The sequence below is a fragment of the Xylanimonas ulmi genome (genome assembly GCF_004216535.1).
GTDB lineage: Bacteria > Actinomycetota > Actinomycetes > Actinomycetales > Cellulomonadaceae > Xylanimonas > Xylanimonas ulmi.
Genome location: NZ_SGWX01000001.1, coordinates 2160761 through 2180104, shown reverse-complemented (window position 1 = coordinate 2180104; position 19344 = coordinate 2160761). Strand labels below are relative to the sequence as shown.

At 72.4% G+C, this 19344-nt stretch carries 19 protein-coding genes; 15 read left to right on the top strand and 4 right to left on the bottom strand.

Annotated elements, in window-relative coordinates; all coding sequences use genetic code 11:
- Positions 1–2: 2 nt before the first annotated feature.
- The 3 genes from trpS to EV386_RS10180 are packed head-to-tail and all read left to right on the top strand — an operon-like array spanning position 3 to position 2504.
- Positions 3–1049, top strand: coding sequence for a tryptophan--tRNA ligase (gene trpS / locus EV386_RS10190; protein ID WP_130414670.1), 1047 nt, complete (start codon positions 3–5; stop codon positions 1047–1049).
- Positions 1050–1058: 9 nt separating this feature from the next.
- Positions 1059–1601 (top strand): 2'-5' RNA ligase family protein, encoded by a 543-nt coding sequence (locus EV386_RS10185; protein WP_130414668.1) that lies wholly within the window; start codon positions 1059–1061, stop codon positions 1599–1601.
- Positions 1602–1625: 24 nt separating this feature from the next.
- Entirely contained in the window at positions 1626–2504 is an 879-nt protein-coding gene (locus EV386_RS10180; protein ID WP_242607908.1) for a YihY/virulence factor BrkB family protein, read from the top strand.
- Between the two features lie 134 nt (positions 2505–2638).
- On the opposite strand, the gene EV386_RS10175 is transcribed toward EV386_RS10180, so the two are convergent.
- From EV386_RS10175 to sdhC, 4 genes are read right to left on the bottom strand one after another with little or no spacing between them, the layout of a single operon-like run.
- Positions 2639–3391 carry a succinate dehydrogenase iron-sulfur subunit gene (locus tag EV386_RS10175; RefSeq protein ID WP_130414666.1) on the bottom strand — a complete coding sequence of 251 codons (753 nt, stop codon included), beginning with the start codon at positions 3389–3391 and terminating at the stop codon, positions 2639–2641.
- Positions 3391–5226 (bottom strand): succinate dehydrogenase flavoprotein subunit, encoded by a 1836-nt coding sequence (gene sdhA / locus EV386_RS10170; RefSeq protein ID WP_130414664.1) that lies wholly within the window; start codon positions 5224–5226, stop codon positions 3391–3393. Before sdhA ends, EV386_RS10175 begins: the two co-directional genes overlap by 1 nt.
- Before the next feature lie 16 nt (positions 5227–5242).
- Complete coding sequence (gene sdhD, locus EV386_RS10165; protein WP_130414662.1) at positions 5243–5695, bottom strand: succinate dehydrogenase, hydrophobic membrane anchor protein; 453 nt, start codon at positions 5693–5695, stop codon at positions 5243–5245.
- On the bottom strand, positions 5695–6078 hold the full coding sequence (gene sdhC / locus EV386_RS10160; RefSeq protein WP_130414660.1) for a succinate dehydrogenase, cytochrome b556 subunit: 384 nt from the start codon (positions 6076–6078) through the stop codon (positions 5695–5697). The genes sdhD and sdhC overlap by 1 nt, the downstream gene beginning before the upstream one ends.
- Before the next feature lie 306 nt (positions 6079–6384).
- On the opposite strand from sdhC, the gene EV386_RS10155 reads away from it, so the two are divergent.
- The 12 genes from EV386_RS10155 to deoC all read left to right on the top strand — a co-directional run bounded on the left by EV386_RS10155 (position 6385) and on the right by deoC (position 19302).
- On the top strand, positions 6385–7506 hold the full coding sequence (locus EV386_RS10155; RefSeq protein ID WP_130414658.1) for a mannose-1-phosphate guanylyltransferase: 1122 nt from the start codon (positions 6385–6387) through the stop codon (positions 7504–7506).
- Entirely contained in the window at positions 7503–8711 is a 1209-nt protein-coding gene (locus EV386_RS10150) for an amidohydrolase (protein WP_165399890.1), read from the top strand. Before EV386_RS10155 ends, EV386_RS10150 begins: the two co-directional genes overlap by 4 nt.
- A gap of 145 nt (positions 8712–8856) precedes the next feature.
- Positions 8857–9960 (top strand): BMP family lipoprotein, encoded by a 1104-nt coding sequence (locus EV386_RS10145; protein WP_130414656.1) that lies wholly within the window; start codon positions 8857–8859, stop codon positions 9958–9960.
- Between the two features lie 169 nt (positions 9961–10129).
- Entirely contained in the window at positions 10130–11716 is a 1587-nt protein-coding gene (locus EV386_RS10140; RefSeq protein WP_130416870.1) for an ABC transporter ATP-binding protein, read from the top strand.
- The gene (locus tag EV386_RS10135) at positions 11713–12987 is read left to right on the top strand and encodes an ABC transporter permease (protein ID WP_423218972.1); all 1275 of its coding nucleotides are present in this window, start codon (positions 11713–11715) and stop codon (positions 12985–12987) included. Before EV386_RS10140 ends, EV386_RS10135 begins: the two co-directional genes overlap by 4 nt.
- Before the next feature lie 4 nt (positions 12988–12991).
- Positions 12992–14278: an ABC transporter permease gene (locus tag EV386_RS10130; RefSeq protein ID WP_130414654.1), complete on the top strand. Its 1287-nt coding sequence runs from the start codon at positions 12992–12994 to the stop codon at positions 14276–14278.
- A 42-nt stretch (positions 14279–14320) separates the two neighbouring features.
- Complete coding sequence (locus tag EV386_RS10125) at positions 14321–14758, top strand: cytidine deaminase (RefSeq protein WP_130414652.1); 438 nt, start codon at positions 14321–14323, stop codon at positions 14756–14758.
- Positions 14755–16083 carry a thymidine phosphorylase gene (locus EV386_RS10120; RefSeq protein ID WP_242607907.1) on the top strand — a complete coding sequence of 443 codons (1329 nt, stop codon included), beginning with the start codon at positions 14755–14757 and terminating at the stop codon, positions 16081–16083. The genes EV386_RS10125 and EV386_RS10120 overlap by 4 nt, the downstream gene beginning before the upstream one ends.
- A gap of 21 nt (positions 16084–16104) precedes the next feature.
- The gene (locus EV386_RS10115; RefSeq protein WP_130414650.1) at positions 16105–16935 is read left to right on the top strand and encodes a hypothetical protein; all 831 of its coding nucleotides are present in this window, start codon (positions 16105–16107) and stop codon (positions 16933–16935) included.
- A 105-nt stretch (positions 16936–17040) separates the two neighbouring features.
- Positions 17041–17382, top strand: coding sequence for a hypothetical protein (locus tag EV386_RS10110; protein WP_130414648.1), 342 nt, complete (start codon positions 17041–17043; stop codon positions 17380–17382).
- An 85-nt stretch (positions 17383–17467) separates the two neighbouring features.
- A complete protein-coding gene (locus EV386_RS10105) occupies positions 17468–18592 on the top strand; it encodes an adenosine deaminase (RefSeq protein WP_130414646.1) in 1125 nt (374 codons plus the stop codon).
- Positions 18589–19302, top strand: a complete 714-nt coding sequence (deoC, locus tag EV386_RS10100; protein ID WP_130414644.1) for a deoxyribose-phosphate aldolase — start codon at positions 18589–18591, stop codon at positions 19300–19302. Before EV386_RS10105 ends, deoC begins: the two co-directional genes overlap by 4 nt.
- Positions 19303–19344: the final 42 nt, after the last annotated feature.

The following is a 19344-nucleotide window of genomic DNA, read 5'->3' as shown; positions in this document are numbered from 1 at the left end:
CCATGTCCGACGCCCCTCACACCACCGGCGGCCCCCGCCCCCGCATCCTGTCCGGGATGCAGCCCACCGACGGCTCGTTGCACCTGGGCAACTACATCGGGGCGTTGCGGCAGTGGGTGGCGTTGCAGGACGACTTCGACGCCCTCTACTTCGTTGCCGACCTGCACTCACTGACGGTCAACCCCGACCCGGCGCTGCTGCGTGAGCGCACCCGGCGCACCGCGGCCCAGTACCTCGCGGCGGGCGTGGACCCCGAGCGCTCGATCCTCTTCGTGCAGTCGCACGTGGCCGAGCACGCCGAGCTGGGCTGGCTGCTGCAGTGCCAGACGGGCTACGGCGAAGCCAGCCGCATGACGCAGTTCAAGGACAAGTCGGCCAAGCAAGGCTCCGAGGGCACCACGGTGGGCTTGTTCGCCTACCCGATGCTCATGGCCGCCGACATCCTCCTGTACGACTCGGCGCTCGTGCCCGTCGGCGAGGACCAGCGCCAGCACCTGGAGCTCACCCGCGACCTGGCCGAGCGGCTCAACTCGCGCTTCGGCGCCGGCACCGCCGTCGTGCCCGACGCGCACATCGTCAAGGGCGGGGCCAAGATCCAGGACCTGCAGAACCCGTCCGCCAAGATGAGCAAGTCGTCATCGGGCGGCAAGGGCGTCGTGTGGCTGCTCGAGGACCCCAAGAAGGCCGCGAAGGCGATCAAGGGCGCGGTGACGGACGCCGACGAGTCCTACGGGGTGCGCTACGACCCGGACGCCAAGCCCGGCATCTCGAACCTCCTGACGATCTTCTCGGCTGTGACAGGCCGCGACGTGGACGCCATCGCCACCGAGTACGACGGGCGCGGTTACGGCTATCTCAAGGTCGACCTCGCCGAGGCGGTCGTCGCGTTCCTCGCCCCGTTCCAGGAGCGCGCCGCGACGTATCTCGCCGACCCGGCCCAGCTCGACAAGGTCCTGGCCGACGGCGCCGAGCGCGCGCGGGCGATCGCCCGCCCCGTGCTCGACCGGGTGTACGACCGATTCGGCCTCCTGCCCGTGGCGCGCGGCTGAGGAGCCGGCGTGCACCTTCCTGAGCGAACCTCCGCGCAGGCGCGGATCGGCATCTCCATCGCGGTGCCCGAGCCGTGGGCCGCCCAGCTCGCGCAGGCGCGCCGCAGCTTCGGCGACTGCCACGCGGACACCATCCCGCCGCACATCACCGTGGTGGGCCCGACGGTCGTCGACCAGGCCGTCATGCCCGCCGTGTGCGAGCACTTGGAGAAGGTCGCGGGCGAGACGCCGACCTTCCGCCTGCACCTGCGCGGATCGGGCACCTTCCGGCCCGTCTCGCCGGTGGTGTTCATCAACGTGGTCGAGGGCATCGCCGAATGCGAGCAGCTGGAGCAGGCCGCGCGCTCCGGCGTGCTGGCCCAGGATTCGCGGTTCAACTACCACCCGCACGTGACCGTCGCGCACGAGGTGCCCGATGACGCGCTCGACCGGGCGTTCGAGCGGATGACCGGTTTCGACGCCGCGTTCGACGTGACCGCGCTGCACCTGTACGAGCACGGCGACGACGGCGTGTGGCGCCCCCAGCGCCGGTTCGACCTGCGCGACGCCTAGGCGCTGCCTAGGGTCGGTGGGGTGATGCTCCCCGCTGCGGTGACCAGGGCGGTCGACTGGTGGAAGAGCTCACGCCCGGGCCGCTCGCTCGCCTGGTACGGGGCGCGCAACGGGGCCCAGTTGTGCGGCGGTGTCGCATACTCGGCCCTGTTCTCCCTGTTCGCGGCGCTGACGATCGGGTGGTCGGTGTTCTCCGCGTCGCTCGGCTCGAACGCGCAGTGGCGCGGGGCGGTGCTCGACCAGATGGACACCTGGGTGCCCGGGCTGGTCGGCACGGGGCCGGGCGACCTGGTCTCCCCAGACGACCTGATCCTCCACGGGGGCTCGGCCTGGACGACGGTGGTCGCCGCCGTCGTCCTGCTGCTGTCGGCGCTGGGGGTCATGGGCGCGCTGCGCACGTCGGTGCGGGCCGTGTTCGACATTCCCCCGACCCAGGGCAACGCCGTCGTCGCTCGGCTGTGGCAACTGGTCGGGTTCGTGCTGCTCGGCGTCGGGGTGCTCGTCTCGGCCGCGGCGTCGATCGCCGCGCACTCGGTGGGCGAGGTCGTCGAGTCGCTGCTCGGCGGAAGCGAGGCCGCCGCCTGGGTGGTGCGCGTGGGCGGCGCCGCTGTCGGGATCGTGCTCGACGCGCTCGTCGTGGCCGGGATCGTGGTGCTGCTCGGCGGGGCGCGGCCGGGCCGACGGGACCTGGTGCTCGGGTGCCTGGCCGTCGGGGCGGTGGCGGGGGCGCTGCGCTGGGCGGGCACCTCGCTCGTCGTCGGCTCGGCCGGGCGCAACGCCCTGCTCGCGCCCTTCGCGGCGATCGTGACCATCCTGGTGCTGGTCAACTTCCTCGCGCGCATGCTGCTGCTGGTGTGCGCGTGGATGCACGACCCGCCGCGGCTCGACGCCGACGCTGGTTGAGCCCGTCGAAACGCGCAATCGCTGGTTGAGCCTGTCGAAACCACCCCGCGTCGGGGCTTGGTTTCGACAGGCTCAACCAGCGGGTGGGGCGGGGGCCTGGTTCGACAGGCTCAACCAGCGGGTGGGTCCGCGCGTCAGAAGGCGCGGCGGATCATCGCCTGCTTGACCTCCTGGATCGCCTTGGTGACCTGGATGCCGCGCGGGCACGCGTCGGTGCAGTTGAAGGTCGTGCGGCAGCGCCACACGCCCTCCTTGTCGTTGAGGATGTCCAGGCGCTGCTGGCCGCCCTCGTCGCGGCTGTCGAAGATGAACCGGTGCGCGTTGACGATCGCGGCGGGCCCGAAGTACTGGCCGTCGGTCCAGAACACGGGGCACGACGACGTGCACGCGGCGCACAGAATGCACTTGGTGGTGTCGTCGAACTTGGCGTGGTCGGCGGCCGACTGCAGCCGCTCACGCGTCGGCTCGTTGCCCGAGGTGATGAGGAACGGCATGACCTCGCGGTAGGAGGCGAAGAACGGCTCCATGTCCACCACGAGGTCCTTGACCACGGGCAGGCCCTTGATGGGCTCGACCGTGATGGGCTTGTCGGGGTTGACGTCCTTGAGCAGCGTCTTGCACGCGAGCCGGTTGCGGCCGTTGATCCGCATCGCATCCGAGCCGCAGATGCCGTGCGCGCATGAGCGGCGGAAGGTCAGCGACCCGTCCTGCTCCCACTTGACCTTGTGCAGCGCGTCGAGAATGCGGTCGGTGCCGTGGGCCTCGACCTGGAACTCTTGCCAGATGGGCTCTGCGCTGACCTCCGGGTTGAACCGGCGGATCTTGAGCGTGACGGTGAACGAGGGGACCTCGCCCACCTTCGCGGGGGCTTCGGCGACAGCAGTCATCAGTACTTCCGCTCCATCGGCTCGTAGCGGGTCTGGGTCACGGGCTTGGAGCCCAGCACGACCTTGTAGCCGTCGAGGTTCTCGACGTGGTCGAAGAAGCCCTCGATGTGCCCGTCGGCGACGTCGGAGGCCGCCGGCGGACGGCGGTAGGCCATCGTGTGCTTCATGTAGTTGACGTCATCGCGGGTGGGGAAGTCCTCGCGGTAGTGCCCGCCGCGCGACTCCTTGCGGTTGAGCGCCGCGAGCACCGTGACCTCGGCGATGTCGAGCAGGAAGCCCAGCTCGATCGCCTCAAGCAGGTCGGTGTTGAAGAGCCTGCCCTTGTCCTGGACCGAGACGTTGCGGTAACGCTTCTGCAGGTCCTTGATGACGGTGATGGCCTCGGTGAGCGACTCGCCCGTGCGGAACACCTGGGCGTTGGCGTCCATGGTCTCCTGCAGCGTGCGGCGCAGGTCCGCGACGCGCTCGCCGTCGGGCCGCGAGCGCATCTCCTCCAACTGCGCGACGACCTCGGCCGTCGGATCCTCGGGCAGCGGCAGGTGCGCCTCGACGGTCTTGGCGTACGCGGCCGCCGCGCGCCCGGAGCGCTTGCCGAACACGTTGATGTCGAGCAGCGAGTTGGTGCCCAGGCGGTTGGAGCCGTGCACCGACACGCACGCGACCTCGCCCGCGGCGTACAGGCCCTTGACGACGTTGTGGCCGTCGCGCAGCACCTCACCCAGCAGGTTGGTGGGCACACCGCCCATCGCGTAGTGCGCCGTCGGGTACACGGGCACCGGCTCGGTGTAGGGCTCGACGCCCAGGTACGTGCGCGCGAACTCGGTGATGTCAGGGAGCTTGGCGTCGATGTGCGCCGGCTCCAGGTGGGTCAGGTCGAGCAGCACGTAGTCCTTGTTCGGTCCCGCGCCGCGTCCCTCGCGCACCTCGTTGGCCATCGACCGGGCGACGATGTCGCGCGGCGCCAGGTCCTTGATGGTCGGCGCGTAGCGCTCCATGAAGCGCTCGCCGTCGGCGTTGCGCAGGATGCCGCCCTCGCCGCGGGCCGCCTCGGACAGCAGGATGCCCAGGCCCGCCAGGCCTGTGGGGTGGAACTGGAAGAACTCCATGTCCTCCAGCGGCAGCCCGCGGCGGTAGGCCAGCGCCATGCCGTCACCGGTCAGGGTGTGGGCGTTGGACGTCGTCTTGAAGATCTTCCCGGCGCCGCCCGTGGCGAAGATGATCGCCTTGGCCTGGAAGACGTGGATCTCGCCTGTGGCCAGGTCGTAGGCCACCACGCCCGTCGCGTTGACCTCGGCGCCGTCGGGCAGCTCCTCGGTGGTCAGGTCGTGGTCGGTCAGCAGGTCGAGCACGTAGAACTCGTTGTAGAACTCGACGTTCTGCTTGACGCAGTTCTGGTAGAGCGTCTGCAGGATCATGTGGCCCGTGCGGTCGGCCGCGTAGCAGGCGCGGCGCACGGCGGCCTCGCCGTGCGAGCGCGTGTGCCCGCCGAAGCGGCGCTGGTCGATGCGGCCCTCGGGCGTGCGGTTGAACGGCAGGCCCATCTTCTCCAGGTCGAGGACGGCGTCGATGGCCTCCTTCGCCAGGATCTCGGCGGCGTCCTGGTCGACCAGGTAGTCACCGCCCTTGACGGTGTCGAAGGTGTGCCACTCCCAGTTGTCGTCCTCGACGTTGGCCAGCGCGGCGGCCATGCCGCCCTGGGCCGCGCCCGTGTGGGAGCGGGTCGGGTACAGCTTGGAGATGACGGCGGTGCGCGCGTCCTTCGAGGCTTCGAGCGCCGCGCGCATGCCCGCGCCGCCCGCGCCGACGATGACGACGTCGTACTGGTGTGTCTGCATCATTCGGTCCTCGGTCTCAGCTCGGGAAGCACAGCGACGGCAGCAGGTCCGCCGGGGCGTCGGGCGGGCACGGGTTGAACGTGAAGATCACGAGCGTGCCGAGCACGACGACCACGACGCAGGCGAAGTACAGCAGCGCCTTGAGCACAAGCCGCGTGCCGTCCTTGGACGCGTAGTCGTTGATGACGGTGCGCACCCCGTTGGTGCCGTGCAGCATGGCGAGCCACAGCATCAACAGGTCCCAGATCTGCCAGAACGGGTTGGACCACTTGCCGCCGACGAACGCGAAGTCGATCGAGTGGACGCCGTGGCCCGTCATGAGGTTGACGAACAGGTGGCCGAAGATCAGCACGAGGAGCAGCACGCCCGAGGCGCGCATGAAGATCCACCCGTACAGCTCGAAGTTCGAGCGCGTCGTCCTCTGGCGCGCGTACGGGCTGCGCGGGGAGTCGATCACGGGCGAGCTCATCAGTTCCCACCTCCGAAGACGTTCATGAGGTGCCGCGGCAGGAAGCCCGCCATGACCACCACGAAGAGCCCGAGCGCGACGTAGAGCATCACGCGCTGGTACCGGGGGCCCTTGGCCCAGAAGTCCACGAGGATGATCCGCACGCCGTTGAAAGCGTGGAGCACCACGGCGGCCACCAGGCCGGCCTCGCCCAGGCCCATGATCCAGTGGCGGTAGGTGCCGATGATCATGTTGTAGGCCTCGGGGGACACGCGCACGAGCGCGGTGTCGAGCACGTGCACGAGCAGGAAGAAGAAGATGAGGACGCCGGTCACGCGGTGCGCGACCCACGACCACATGCCTTCGCGGCCGCGGTAGAGCGTGCCGCCGGGTGCGTCAGGCACGGGAGGAGCCTCCGGTCAATGTCGTTCGGTTTTCCGGGCTGAACAGCCACGGCCGGCTCCCTCAGGCCGCGACGTGGCCTCGGTGCTGACCGTCACAGTCACTGTAGTGACTTCGGGTCGGCGCTCTCAGCGGGCGTCGCCCCCGCACCGGCGCAGGACGCCCCATTTGTGACTCTTCCCACACCCTTGATGTCGCGCCTCGGGGAACTCGTCACCTCACCCGGACCGCGCGTGCCGCGCGGAGCGGAAGCGCCGTGGCCTGCCGTGGTCCGGGTCGACTCGTGCGCGCGTCACTATGCTGCCTGCATGACCACGAGCGCCGTCATCGACGACTTCTACGCGATCGTTCCCGCAGGCGGCGCCGGCACCCGCCTGTGGCCCCTGTCGCGTCAGGCGTCGCCCAAGTTCCTGCACGACCTGACGGGCTCGGGGCGCAGCCTGCTGCAGGCGACCGTCGACCGCCTGACGCCCGTCGCCGGCGCCGACGGCGTGGTGCTCGTGACCGGTCAGCGCCACGTCGCGGCGTGCCGTGAGCAGCTGCCCGCGATGGCGCAGGACGCGGTGCTCGCCGAGCCGCTGCCGCGCGACTCCATGGCGGCCATCGGCCTGGCGGCGGCGGTGCTCGAACAGCGTCACGGCGACGTCGTCGTCGGGTCGTTCGCCGCCGACCAGGTGGTCTCGGGCCAGAGCGCGTTCGAGCAGGCCGTGCGCGAGGCCGTCGTGGCCGCGCGCGCCGGGTACGTCGTGACCATCGGCATCGCCGCCTCGCGCCCGTCGGTCGCGTTCGGCTACGTGCGCAGCGGCGAGCCGCTCGCGCTCGACGCCGCCCCCAGCGCGCTGCACGCGCGCGGCTTCACAGAGAAGCCCGACGCGGCGACCGCGCGCGAGTACCTCGCCTCGGGCGAGTACCGCTGGAACGCCGGCATCTTCGTGGCGCGCACGTCGGTGCTGCTCGGGCACCTGGCCCAGCAGCGGCCGCAGCTGCACGCGGGCCTGCGGGAGATCGCGGCGGCCTGGGACACCCCGGCTCGGGACGAGGTCATGGACCGGGTCTGGCCCGGTCTGGAGAAGATCGCCATCGACCACGCGGTCGCCGAGCCGGTCGCCGCGGCGGGCGGCGTCGCCGTCGTGCCGGGCACGTTCGGCTGGGACGACGTCGGCGACTTCAACTCGCTCGCCGCGCTGCTGCCGAGCGTCGACGACGCGGGCGACAAGGTCGTGGGCGTGGCGGGCGACGTCGTGCGCATCGAGACGGGGGGCAACGTCGTCGTGCCCGCGTCGGGTCGCGTGGTGACGCTGCTGGGCGTCGACGACCTCGTCGTGGTCGACACGCCCGACGCGCTGCTGGTGACCACGCGCTCGCGCGCGCAGCAGGTCAAGTCCGTCGTCGACGCCGTGCGCGAGCGCGGGCTGGACGACCTGCTGTGACGATCGCGCTGCGCGAGTCGATCGCCGACCTGGCCGCGGCGCTCGACGACGAGCTGGTCGCATTCCGCCGCGACCTGCACGCACACCCCGAGGTCTCGCGTGCCGAGGTGCGCACGACGGCGATGGTGCTCGACCGGCTGCGCGAGGCGGGCCTGGCGCCGCGTCCGCTGCTGGTGACGGGCCTGGTGTGCGACATCGGTCCCACGCACGACGACGCGGGCGCGGCCCTGCCCCGTCTGGCCCTGCGCGCCGACCTGGACGCGCTGCCGGTCGAGGACCGCTGCGGCTGCCCCTGGGAGTCGACCGTCGCGCACGTGGCCCACGCATGCGGTCATGACCTGCACACCACGGTGCTGCTCGGCGCGGGACTGGTGCTCGCGAAGCTGCACGCGGCCGGGCGGCTCGCCCGCCCGGTGCGCCTGGTCTTCCAACCCGCCGAGGAGGTCCAGCCGGGCGGCGCCCACGACGTGCTGTCGCAAGGCGCGCTCGACGGGGTCGACCGCGTCGTCGCGGTGCACGCCGAGCCCAAGCTCGACGTCGGGCAGGTCGGCACGCGCATCGGCCCCATCACCTCGGCCTCCGACACGGTCACGGTCACGGTCTCGTCCTCGGGCGGGCACACCTCGCGCCCGCACCTGACGGGCGACGTCGTCTACGCGCTCGGGCAGGTCATCACCCAGGTGCCGGGCGTGCTGGGCCGCCGGCTCGACCCGCGCTCGGGAGTCAACCTCACGTGGGGCGCGGTCCACGCGGGCGACGTGCACAACGCCATCCCGTCGACCGGGACCGTCTCCGGGACGCTGCGCTGCCTCGACGTGCGCGCGTGGGAGCGGGCCGGGCAGGTGCTGCACGACGCCGTCGAGCAGGTCGTGGCGCCCTACGAGGTCGACGTGAGCGTGCACCACATGCGCGGGGTGCCGCCGGTGGACAACGACGAGGCGGTCAACGCTGAGCTCGAGGCGGCGGCGCGCGCCGTCGTCGGGCCGGCGGGTGTGGTCCTGACCGAGCAGTCGCTGGGCGGCGAGGACTTCGCCTGGTACCTGACCAAGGCGCCCGGCGCCATGGCGAGGTTGGGCACCGCGACCCCGGGCGGGCGGCGCTACGACCTGCACCAGGGGGACCTGGTGGTCGACGAGCGCGCCATCGGCGTCGGGGTCCGACTGCTGGCGGGTTTGGCGGCGGGAGTGCTGGCGCAGGCCGAATGACACTCGGCGGGTTGCGATTGGGTCACGAACCGAGCGTGCGAGGCGCGACGAACCGGGCGTTCGCCCCGAACCACCACTAGGCTCGCGCCCACCGATCGCGCCCACCCCCATTGCGCGGTCGACGCCGATCGAAACGGAGATCAAGGTGAAGAGAGCGACCCGGCTCGCCGCGCTGGCGGGCGTCGCGGCACTCGTGCTCAGCGCGTGTGGACAGGCACCCGAGGAGACCGCCGGCGACGGCGCCACGGGTGCGACCGACGGCGCGACCGCCGCCTCCGACTTCGTGGCCTGCATGGTCTCGGACGAGGGCGGCTTCGACGACCAGTCCTTCAACCAGTCCGGCCACGAGGGTCTGACGCGGGCGCGTGACGAGCTCGGCATCCAGATCCGTCAGGCCGAGTCTCAGGCGGACACGGACTTCGGTCCGAACATCGACAACATGATCCAGCAGGGCTGCGACCTGATCATCGGCGTGGGCTTCAAGCTCGAGGACCCGATCCAGGCTGCCGCCGACGCGAACCCCGACGTCAAGTTCGCGCTGGTCGACTCCTCCTTCTCGGACGACGACTTCAACCCGGTCACCGTCCCCAACGCCAAGCCGATCCTGTTCAACACGGCCGAGGCCGCGTTCCTCGCGGGCTACCTGGCCGCGGGCATGACCGAGACCGGCACCGTCGCGACGTTCGGCGGCATGCAGATCCCGTCGGTGTCGGTGTTCATGGACGGCTTCTACGACGGCGTCCAGCAGTTCAACACGGACAACGACGCGGACGTCACGCTGCTCGGCTGGAACAAGGACACCCAGCAGGGCTCGTTCACGGGCGACTTCTCGAACGTGCCGCTGGGCCAGAACCTCGCCCAGGGCTTCATCGACCAGGGCGCCGACATCATCATGCCGGTCGCGGGCCCCGTGGGCCTGGGCGCGGCCGCCGCGGCGTCCGACGCGGGCAAGAAGATCATCTGGGTCGACTCGGACGGCTTCCTGACCACGGACCACGGCGACATCATCCTGACCTCGGTGATGAAGCAGATCGGCCCGGCCGTCTTCGACGTCATCAAGGCCGCGTCCGAGGGCAACTTCTCGCCCGACCCGTACATCGGCACCCTCGAGAACGAGGGCGTGGGCCTGGCTCCGTTCCACGACTTCGAGTCGGCGGTCCCGGCCGAGGTGTCCGAGCAGCTCGACGCCTTCAAGGCGAAGATCATCTCGGGCGACCTGACCATCGAGTCGCCGAACTCGCCGAAGTGACCCCCGCGCCGTGACGACGGCGTAGCAGGCGGCCCGGGCGCACCCGCGCCCGGGCCGCCGTGTCCCACCCGTCCCCGGCCACGCGGACTCGGCGGGCGGCGCGCCGCGCCCCCGCCAGGCCCGCGGGGACGAGGTGAGGTTCCATGGACTCGACGAGGAGGAGGCGCCGGTGAAGCTGGAGCTGCGCGGGATCACGAAGGTCTTCGGATCCCTTGTCGCGAACGACCACATCGACCTGGTCGTCGAGCCGGGCGAGATCCACGCCCTGCTCGGCGAGAACGGGGCGGGCAAGAGCACGCTCATGAACGTCCTGTACGGGCTGTATGACCCGGACGGCGGCGAGATCCTGGTCGACGACGAGCCCGTCGCGTTCGCCGGGCCGGGTGAGGCCATGGCCGCGGGCATCGGCATGGTGCACCAGCACTTCATGCTCGTGCCCGTGTTCACCGTGGCCGAGAACGTCGCGCTGGGGCACGAGCCCATCAAGGGCGCCGGGCTCATCGACGCGCGCAAGGCGCGCAGCCTCGTCAAGGAGATCTCCGACCGGTTCGGCTTCGAGGTCGACCCGGGCGCGCTCGTCGAGGAGCTGCCCGTCGGCGTCCAGCAGCGCGTCGAGATCATCAAGGCGCTCTCACGCGACGCCAAGGTGCTCATCCTCGACGAGCCGACCGCGGTGCTGACCCCGCAGGAGACCGACGAGCTCATCGCGATCATGCGCCAGCTCAAGGCCGCCGGGACGTCGATCGTCTTCATCACCCACAAGCTGCGCGAGGTGCGCGCGGTCGCCGACCGCATCACCGTCATCCGCCGCGGCAAGGTCGTCGGCGCTGCGGACCCGTCGGCGTCCGAGACCGAGCTCGCCTCGCTCATGGTCGGCCGGTCGGTGTCGCTCGGCGTCGACAAGGCCGAGGCCGAGGCCGGGGAGTCGACGTTCCAGGTGCGCGGGCTGACCGTCCTGGACGCCACGGGGGTCCCCGTGGTCGACGACGTCGACCTTGACGTGCGCCGAGGGGAAATCCTTGTCGTCGCGGGCGTCCAGGGCAACGGGCAGACCGAGCTCACCGAGACGATCATCGGGCTCGAACGCCCCGTGGCCGGGTCGATCACGCTCGACGGCAAGGAGCTGGTCGGTGTGGGCGTCGCGGGCGCGCTCGCCGCGGGCGTCGGGTACGTGCCCGAGGACCGCAGCACCGACGGCATCATCGGCACGTTCTCCGTCGAGGAGAACCTGGTGCTCGACATGATCGCCAGCCCGCCCTTCTCGCGCGCGGGCGCGCTCGACAAGGGCGCGATCCGCGACAACGCCGAGCGGCGCATCGTCGAGTTCGACGTGCGCACGCAGTCGGTCACGGCGCCGGCCGGCACGCTCTCGGGCGGCAACCAGCAGAAGGTCGTCCTCGCGCGCGAGATGTCCCGGCCGCTGCGCCTGCTCATCGCCTCGCAGCCCACGCGCGGGCTCGACGTCGGCTCGATCGAGTTCGTCCACCAACGGATCGTGGCCGAGCGCGACAAGGGCACGCCCGTGATCATCGTGTCGACCGAACTCGACGAGGTGCTCGCGCTCGGCGACCGCATCGCCGTCATGTACCGCGGCCGCGTCGTCGGCGTCGTGCCGGGCGGGACCGACCGCGACGTGCTGGGCCTGATGATGGCCGGCGTGCCGCTCGCCGAGGCCGTCGAACAGGCGGCCGCCCACCACACGACGCTGGGCGAGGCCGACATCGAAGCAGAGCAGAGCGAGGAGGGCACCCTGTGAGCGAGGCCACGACCCCGCGGGAGCCGGCGCCGGCCCCGCCGGCCGAGAGCCGGTTCGACGCCGCGAGCCGCAGCGTGCTGCGCGAGATGCTCGAGTCGAGCTGGCTCGTGACGCTGGCCGCCGTCGTCGCCGCCCTGGTGCTCGGCGGCATCCTGATCGCCGCCGCCGACGCGCGCGTACAGGAGACGTCGGGCTGGCTGTTCGCGCGGCCCACCGACTTCTTCGGCGCGATCGGCGACGCCGTCGGGGGCGCGTACTCCGCGCTGTTCCAGGGCGCGGTCATCAACTTCTCGGGCAACGGGTTCGCCCGCACCATCCGCCCGCTGACCGAGACCATGACGGTCGCCACCCCCCTGATCTTCGCGGGCCTCGGCCTCGGCATCGGCTTCCGGGCCGGGCTGTTCAACATCGGCGCCCAGGGCCAGATCATCATGGGCGCCGTGCTCGGCGGGTACATCGGGTTCACGTTCGACCTGCCCGCCGCGCTCCACCTGCTGCTCGCGGTCATCGGGGCGGGCCTCGGCGGCGCGATCTGGGCCTCGATCGCCGGCGTGCTGAAGGCCACGACAGGCGCCAACGAGGTGATCGTCACGATCATGCTCAACAACGTGGCGATCTACCTGATCGGGTACCTGCTGACCATCTCGGCGTTCCAGCGTCCGGGCAGCGCGAACCCCATCAGCCCGCCCATCCCGGCCTCGGCGACCTACCCGCTGCTGCTCGGGTCGAACTTCCGGCTGCACCTCGGGTTCATCCTGGCGCTGCTGGCCGCGCTCGGCGTGTGGTGGCTCATGGAGCGCTCGACGCTCGGCCTGCGCTTCCGCGCCGTCGGCGCCAACCCGCACGCCGCGCGCACCGCGGGCATGTCGGTGCCCTGGGTCACGGTCTGGGTCATGGCGATCGCCGGTGGGCTGGCGGGGCTGGCGGGCTCGGCGCAGGTGCTCGGCACCGAGCGCGTGCTCACCACGGGTGTCGCCGCGAGCTTTGGCTTCGACGCCATCACGGTCGCGCTGCTGGGCCGGTCCAAGCCCTTCGGCACGGTGCTCGCGGGCCTGCTGTTCGGCGGGCTGCGGGCCGGCGGGTTCGCGATGCAGGCGCGCACCGGCACGCCCATCGACATCGTGCTCGTCGTGCAGTCGTTCATCGTGCTGTTCATCGCCGCGCCCCCGCTGGTCCGGGCGATCTTCCGGCTGCCCACCCCGGGCGGCCCGACGCGCGCGCAACGGCGCGCGGCAGCGCAGCAGTCGTCCGTCACGGCGCAGGAGGCCTGAGCACATGAGCACCGCCACCTCGACCCGCACCCCCCAGGCTCCCGCCCCGGCGACCGCGCTCAAGCCCGTCTCGTGGAAGTCGCCCGTCGCGCTCAGCGTGCTCGGCCTGATCGCCCTGGTGGGCTTCGGGATCCTGCCCGCGGGCGGCAAGACGACGACGTTCCGGCTCTCGACGTCGACCGACCTGTTCCAGATCGCGCCGTTCTCGGTCCCGGCGACCGCGACGGCGCTCGTGCTCAGCCTCGTCGCGCTCGCCCTGGCCGCCCTGGCCTGGTGGGCCGCGGCCACGCGCCGCACGCTCGGGTGGTGGCTGCCCGTCGCGTTCGGCGTGCTGTGGATCCTGGCGTTCCTGGCCTGGGCCGGGTCCGGCAAGACCATCCCCTTGACGGGTCTGCTGTCGGGAGCGCTGTTCCTGTCGGTGCCGCTCGTGTTCGGCTCGATGTCCGGCATCCTGTGCGAGCGCGTCGGCATCATCAACATCGCGATCGAGGGGCAGCTGCTCGCGGGCGCGTTCCTCGCCGCCGTCGTCGCCTCGGTCACCGGCAGCGCGTACGTCGGCCTGATCGCGGCGCCCATCGCCGGCGCCCTGGTCGGCCTGCTGCTGGTGGTCTTCGCCGTGCGGTACTGGGTCGACCAGATCATCGTCGGCGTGGTGCTCAACGTGCTCGTCATCGGCGTGACCAACTACCTGTTCTCGACCGTGCTCACGCAGGACCCGACCACGTGGAACAGCCGCACGCCGCTGCCTGTGCTGCCCATCCCGCTGCTGTCGCAGATCCCCGTCATCGGCCCGGTGCTGTTCCGCCAGACGCTGCTGGTGTACCTCATGTACGTCGCCGTCGCGCTGCTGCACGTCTACCTGTTCCGCTCGCGCTGGGGCCTGCGCCTGCGCGCGGTCGGCGAGCACCCCAAGGCCGCCGACACCGTGGGCATCAACGTCAACCGCACCCGCGTCAAGAACGCGATCCTGGGCGGCGCCGTGGCCGGGCTCGGCGGGGCGTTCTTCACCGTCGCGACCGGCCTGGCGTTCGGCCGCGAGATGACGGGCGGCAAGGGCTACATCGCCCTGGCCGCCATGATCCTCGGCCGGTGGAACCCGCTGGGCGCGCTCGCCGCGGCCGTGCTGTTCGGGTTCTCCGACAACCTGCAGACGGTGCTGGGCATCGTCGGCACGCCCATTCCGAGCCAGGTCATGCTCATGACGCCGTACGTCGTGACGATCTTCGCCGTCGCCGGCCTGGTCGGGCGGGTGCGCGCGCCCGCGTCCGAGGGCATCCCGTACACGAAGTAGGCCCCGCCATCCGGCAGGGGTGACCAGTGAGATGAGGCAGGCATGACGCAGTCCGCGGCGGGCAGGCCCGTCGACTGGGAGGCCCTGCGCGCGTGCGCCCGCGAGGCCATGCGGCGCGCCTACGCGCCCTACTCGGGGTTCGCGGTGGGCGCCGCCGCGCTCGTCGACGACGGGCGCGTCGTGGTGGGGTGCAATGTCGAGAACGCCGCGTACGGCGTCACGCTGTGCGCCGAGTGCGGCCTGATCTCCTCGCTCGTCGAGGGCGGGGGCGGGCGCCTGGTCGCGTTCGCCTGCGTCGACGCGCGCGGGGAGGCGATCATGCCGTGCGGCCGGTGCCGCCAGCTCCTGTGGGAGCACGGTGGGCCGAGCCTGCTCGTCGACAGCCCGCGCGGCGTCGTGCCCATGACCGAGGTCCTGCCGCAGGCGTTCGGTCCGCACGACCTGGAGGTCGTGCACCAATTTCAGGAGGAGACCCCGTGAGCGACGCGACCGTGACCACCCCTGCCCCCGGGCACGAGCCGTTCGACGCCGTCGACATCATCCGCACCAAGCGCGACCGGCAGCGGCTGTCGTCCGGGCAGATCGACTGGGTCATCGACGCCTACACGCGCGGCGTCGTCGCCGAGGAGCAGATGTCGGCCCTGGCCATGGCGATCTTCCTCAACGGCATGAGCCGCGGTGAGATCGAGCGCTGGACGGGCGCCATGATCGCCAGCGGCGAGCGGCTCGACTACGCCTCACTCGGCGTGCCGACGGCCGACAAGCACTCGACCGGGGGAGTGGGCGACAAGATCACGCTGCCGCTCGCCCCGCTCGTGGCGGCGTTCGGCGTCGCGGTGCCGCAGCTGTCGGGCCGCGGCCTGGGCCACACGGGCGGCACGCTCGACAAGCTCGAGTCCATCCCGGGCTGGCGGGCCGGGCTGTCCAACGCCGAGGTGCACGACCAGCTCGCCTCGGTCGGCGCCGTGGTGTGCGCGGCCGGGGACGGGCTCGCGCCCGCCGACAAGAAGCTCTACGCGCTGCGCGACGTGACCTCCACGGTCGAGTCGATCCCGCTCATCGCGAGCTCGATCATGAGCAAGAAGATCGCCGAGGGCACGGGCGCGCTGGTGCTCGACGTCAAGGTGGGCTCGGGCGCGTTCATGAAGGACCTGGACACGGCGCGCGAGCTCGCGCGCACCATGGTCGACCTGGGCGCGGACGCGGGCGTGACCACCGTCGCGCTGCTGACCGACATGGCCACGCCGCTGGGCCTGACCGCGGGCAACGCCCTGGAGGTGCGTGAGTCGGTCGAGGTGCTCGCGGGCGGCGGCCCGTCCGACGTCGTCGACCTGACCGTGGCGCTCGCGGTCGAGATGCTGGCCGCGGCCGGTCGGCCCACGGGCGAGGACGAGGTGCGCGCGGCGCTCGCCGACGGGCGCGCCATGGACCGGTGGCGGCGCATGATCGCCGCGCAGGGTGGCGACGTGGATGCGCCGCTGCCGACCGCGCGCGCGACCGAGCAGGTCGTCGCGGACGCCGACGGTGTGCTCGCACGGCTCGACGCCTACGGGGTGGGCGTCGCGGCCTGGCGCCTGGGAGCGGGGCGCGCCCGGCGCGAGGACCCCGTGCAGGCCGCGGCGGGCGTCGAGCTGCACGCCAAGCCTGGCGACGTCGTCACCGCGGGGCAGCCGATCCTCACGCTGCACACCGACACGCCCGAGCGGTTCGCGCGCGCCTACGAGGCGCTCGAGGGCGCGTGGGAGGTCGCGCCGCCCGGCACGGCGGTGGCGCGCGGCCCGGTCGTGCTCGACCGGATCCACTGAGGCCGGGGTTCGCGGCCCGTCATGGGCGCGCAGGCGCGGCTGAGCGACCTGTTGGCCCGGCTGAGCCTGTTCTCGGGCCCGGCGCCCGCGCCGCCGGGCGCGACGTGGCCCGGCGCCGTGCCGCATGTGCCCGACGACGTCGCCGCCGCGCTCGCCGAGCTCAGTGACGCCTCGCGCCGCTCGGTGCTCGACCCGCTCGGCCGCACCGGGCCGAGCGGCCGCGTCGGGTACCCCACACGCGTGTCGCTGCCGTTCCTCGCGCGCGGCGCCGAGCGCGTCCCCACTGCGCCCGCCCGGCAGATCGACGAGACGACGTGCGGCGCGGCGGTGCTCACGGCGCTGGCGATGGCGGGCGATCCGCGGCTGGCGCTGCGCGTGGCGCGCGACCCGCAGCGGCAGTTCGCCGCGCTCCAGCGGCGCGCGCACCGCGCCTGCGCCCGCGAGCTGCCGCCGTGGCCGCGTCGGTACGGCACCGCGCCGTGGGCCGCGGCCGCCGTCGCGCGGTTCGCCGGGGTGCGCTACACGCACCGGGTCGTGGGCGCGGGCGAGCGCGGCGCGGCGGTGCTCGCCGCCGCGGTCGCCGCGGCGGCGTCGGGCGTGCCCGTCCCGCTGTTCAGCGGAGGGGACCTGGGCGGCGGGTGGCAGACGGCGGCGCCGCGGCATGTGGTGCTGTTGGTCGACGCGCGCGACGAGGCGGGCGGGGTGGTGCGTCTGTACGAGCCGTCGTCGGCCACGGCGCACACCGTGCCGACGTCAGCGCTGCTGGCGCCCGAGCAGGCGCGTGAGCGCGGCGCGCTGACCGCGGCCCTGGGCGCCTGGCCGCACGTGGTGTGGGCACTGCTTCCCCGCTGACGCCGGTCAACGACCGCCACCGGCCCGCGGCCCGCGCTGCGGGCGCCCGGCCCCGGCGGGACGATGGACGCAGCGTGACCGACCGCACGTCGAGGAGGAACCCGCATGAGCACCCAGCCCGGCCGCGACGCCTGGCGTGACACCGGCCTCGCCGCGCCTGACCTGCACGATCCTGACCTGCGCGAGGGCGACGGCGCGCTCGACCCCGACGACGCTCCGAGCCGCGCCGGGGCCGCGAGCCTGCTGGAGGAGGCCCTCGCGGGCCCCGGCCCGAGCCTGGCCTCGCCTGAGGAGTACCAGCCTGACAACCCTCGGCCCGACCTCGCCGGCGCCGCCGACGAGGCCGACGTCGTCGACCAGGCCGTCGAGGTGCGCGGTCTGGACGACGAGGATGCCTACGTGGCCGAGCCGACCGGCCCCGAGGCGCCCGAGGACGACGCGGACTGAGGGCCGCGTCGCGCCGCGCGCGGCGCGCGGGCTGCGCGCGGACGCTGAGTGCGCCCGCGCGCCCCGCGGCGGTTAGGTTGAGCGCATGACGGACGACCGCATCCACGGCCTGAGCCCCGAACTCATCGCCGCGCTCCCCAAGGTGCTGCTGCACGACCACCTCGACGGCGGGCTGCGCCCGCAGACCGTGCTCGAACTGGCCGACGCCGTCGGGCACCGGCTGCCCGTCGACGACGCCGAGGGCCTGGGCGACTGGTTCCAGCAGGCGGCCGACTCGGGCTCGCTGGTGCGCTACCTCGAGACCTTCGACCACACGATCGCCGTCATGCAGACGGCCGACGCGCTTGCGCGCGTCGCCAAGGAGGCCGTGCTCGACCTGGCGGCTGACGGCGTCGTCTACGCCGAGCAGCGCTGGGCGCCCGAGCAGCACCTGGCCCGGGGCCTGAGCCTGGAGGCGACGGTCGAGGCCGTGCAGGCGGGCATCGACGAGGGCGTCGCGCAGGCCGCCGCCGAGGGCCGCGTCATCCGCGTGGGCCAGCTCGTCACGGCGATGCGCCACGCCGACCGCTGGCAGGAGATCGCCGAGCTCGCCGTCGCCTACCGCGACCGCGGCGTGGTCGGGTTCGACATCGCCGGCGCCGAGGACGGCTTCCCGCCTGACCGACACGCGCAGATCTGGCGTTACCTGGCCGAGCACGACTTCCCGGTGACCATCCACGCGGGCGAGGCCGCCGGTGTGGACTCGATCGCGCAGGCGGTGCACGTGGGCCAGGCCGACCGCATCGGCCATGGTGTGCGGATCGTCGAGGACATCGAGTTCGGCCGCGACGAGGACGGATCGCCGCTGGCGACGCTCGGCTCGCTGGCCCACTGGGTGCGCGACCACCAGATCCCGCTGGAGGTGTGCCCGGTGTCCAACCTGCAGACCTCGGCGACGTCGGCCACCTCGGTCGCGGACCACCCAATCACGCGCCTGAAGGAGCTCGACTTCGCGGTCACGCTCAACACCGACAACCGCCTCATGTCGCGCACGTCCATGTCGCATGAGATGCGGCTGCTCGTGGCCGAGGCGGGCTGGACCATCGACGACCTGGCGGACGTGACCATCGCCGCCGCCTGGGGCGCGTTCATGCACCACGACGAGCGCCGCGCGCTCATCGAGCAGACGATCGTGCCCGGATACCAGAAGATCGAGGGAGCCCTGCTGTGACCACCGCCACCGTGCCGACCACCCCCGCCGAGCTGGCGTCGTTCATCGACCACACCCTGCTCAAGCCCGAGGCGACCGACGCCGACGTCGTCGCGCTCGTCGAGGAGGGCGCCGCCCTGGGCGTCTTCTCGGTGTGTGTGTCGCCGACGTTCGTCGCGCTCGCGCACCAGACCGCGGCCGGACGGCTCAAGGTCGCCACCGTGTGCGGCTTCCCGTCGGGCAAGCATGTCTCGTCGGTCAAGGCCGCCGAGGCCGCCCAGTCGGTCGCCGACGGCGCCGACGAGGTCGACATGGTCATCGACGTGGGCGCCGCGAAGGCCGCCGACTTCGAGGCCGTCGAGGCCGACATCGCCGCCGTGCGCGCGGCCGTGCCGGGCGACCGCCTGCTCAAGGTGATCATCGAGTCCGCGTTGCTCGACGACGACGAGATCGTCGCGGTGTGCCGCGCGGCCGAGTCGGCGGGCGCCGACTACGTCAAGACCTCCACGGGCTTCCACCCGGCGGGCGGCGCGAGCGTCCACGCGGTCTCGCTCATGGCGCAGACGGTGGGCGGGCGTCTGGGCGTCAAGGCGTCGGGCGGCGTCCGTACGCTGGCGGACGCACTCGGCGCGATCGAGGCGGGCGCGACCCGGCTGGGCATGTCGGGCGCCGCCGCGGTGCTCGCCGAGCTCGCGGGCCAGACGCCCGCGGCGCCGTCCTCGGACTACTGAGGCGCCCTCGGAATACTGAGCGAACCGGCTCGGGCCGAGGCT

What these genes read in the sequence shown, in the direction of transcription:
- trpS (WP_130414670.1), top strand. Translation starts at nt 3, where the DNA reads ATGTCCGACGCCCCTCACACCACCGGCGGCCCCCGCCCCCGCATCCTG.
- EV386_RS10180 (WP_242607908.1), top strand. Translation starts at nt 1,626, where the DNA reads ATGCTCCCCGCTGCGGTGACCAGGGCGGTCGACTGGTGGAAGAGCTCA.
- EV386_RS10175 (WP_130414666.1), bottom strand. Translation starts at nt 3,391, where the DNA reads ATGACTGCTGTCGCCGAAGCCCCCGCGAAGGTGGGCGAGGTCCCCTCG.
- sdhA (WP_130414664.1), bottom strand. Translation starts at nt 5,226, where the DNA reads ATGCAGACACACCAGTACGACGTCGTCATCGTCGGCGCGGGCGGCGCG.
- sdhD (WP_130414662.1), bottom strand. Translation starts at nt 5,695, where the DNA reads ATGAGCTCGCCCGTGATCGACTCCCCGCGCAGCCCGTACGCGCGCCAG.
- EV386_RS10155 (WP_130414658.1), top strand. Translation starts at nt 6,385, where the DNA reads ATGACCACGAGCGCCGTCATCGACGACTTCTACGCGATCGTTCCCGCA.
- EV386_RS10130 (WP_130414654.1), top strand. Translation starts at nt 12,992, where the DNA reads ATGAGCACCGCCACCTCGACCCGCACCCCCCAGGCTCCCGCCCCGGCG.
- EV386_RS10125 (WP_130414652.1), top strand. Translation starts at nt 14,321, where the DNA reads ATGACGCAGTCCGCGGCGGGCAGGCCCGTCGACTGGGAGGCCCTGCGC.
- EV386_RS10115 (WP_130414650.1), top strand. Translation starts at nt 16,105, where the DNA reads ATGGGCGCGCAGGCGCGGCTGAGCGACCTGTTGGCCCGGCTGAGCCTG.
- EV386_RS10110 (WP_130414648.1), top strand. Translation starts at nt 17,041, where the DNA reads ATGAGCACCCAGCCCGGCCGCGACGCCTGGCGTGACACCGGCCTCGCC.
- EV386_RS10105 (WP_130414646.1), top strand. Translation starts at nt 17,468, where the DNA reads ATGACGGACGACCGCATCCACGGCCTGAGCCCCGAACTCATCGCCGCG.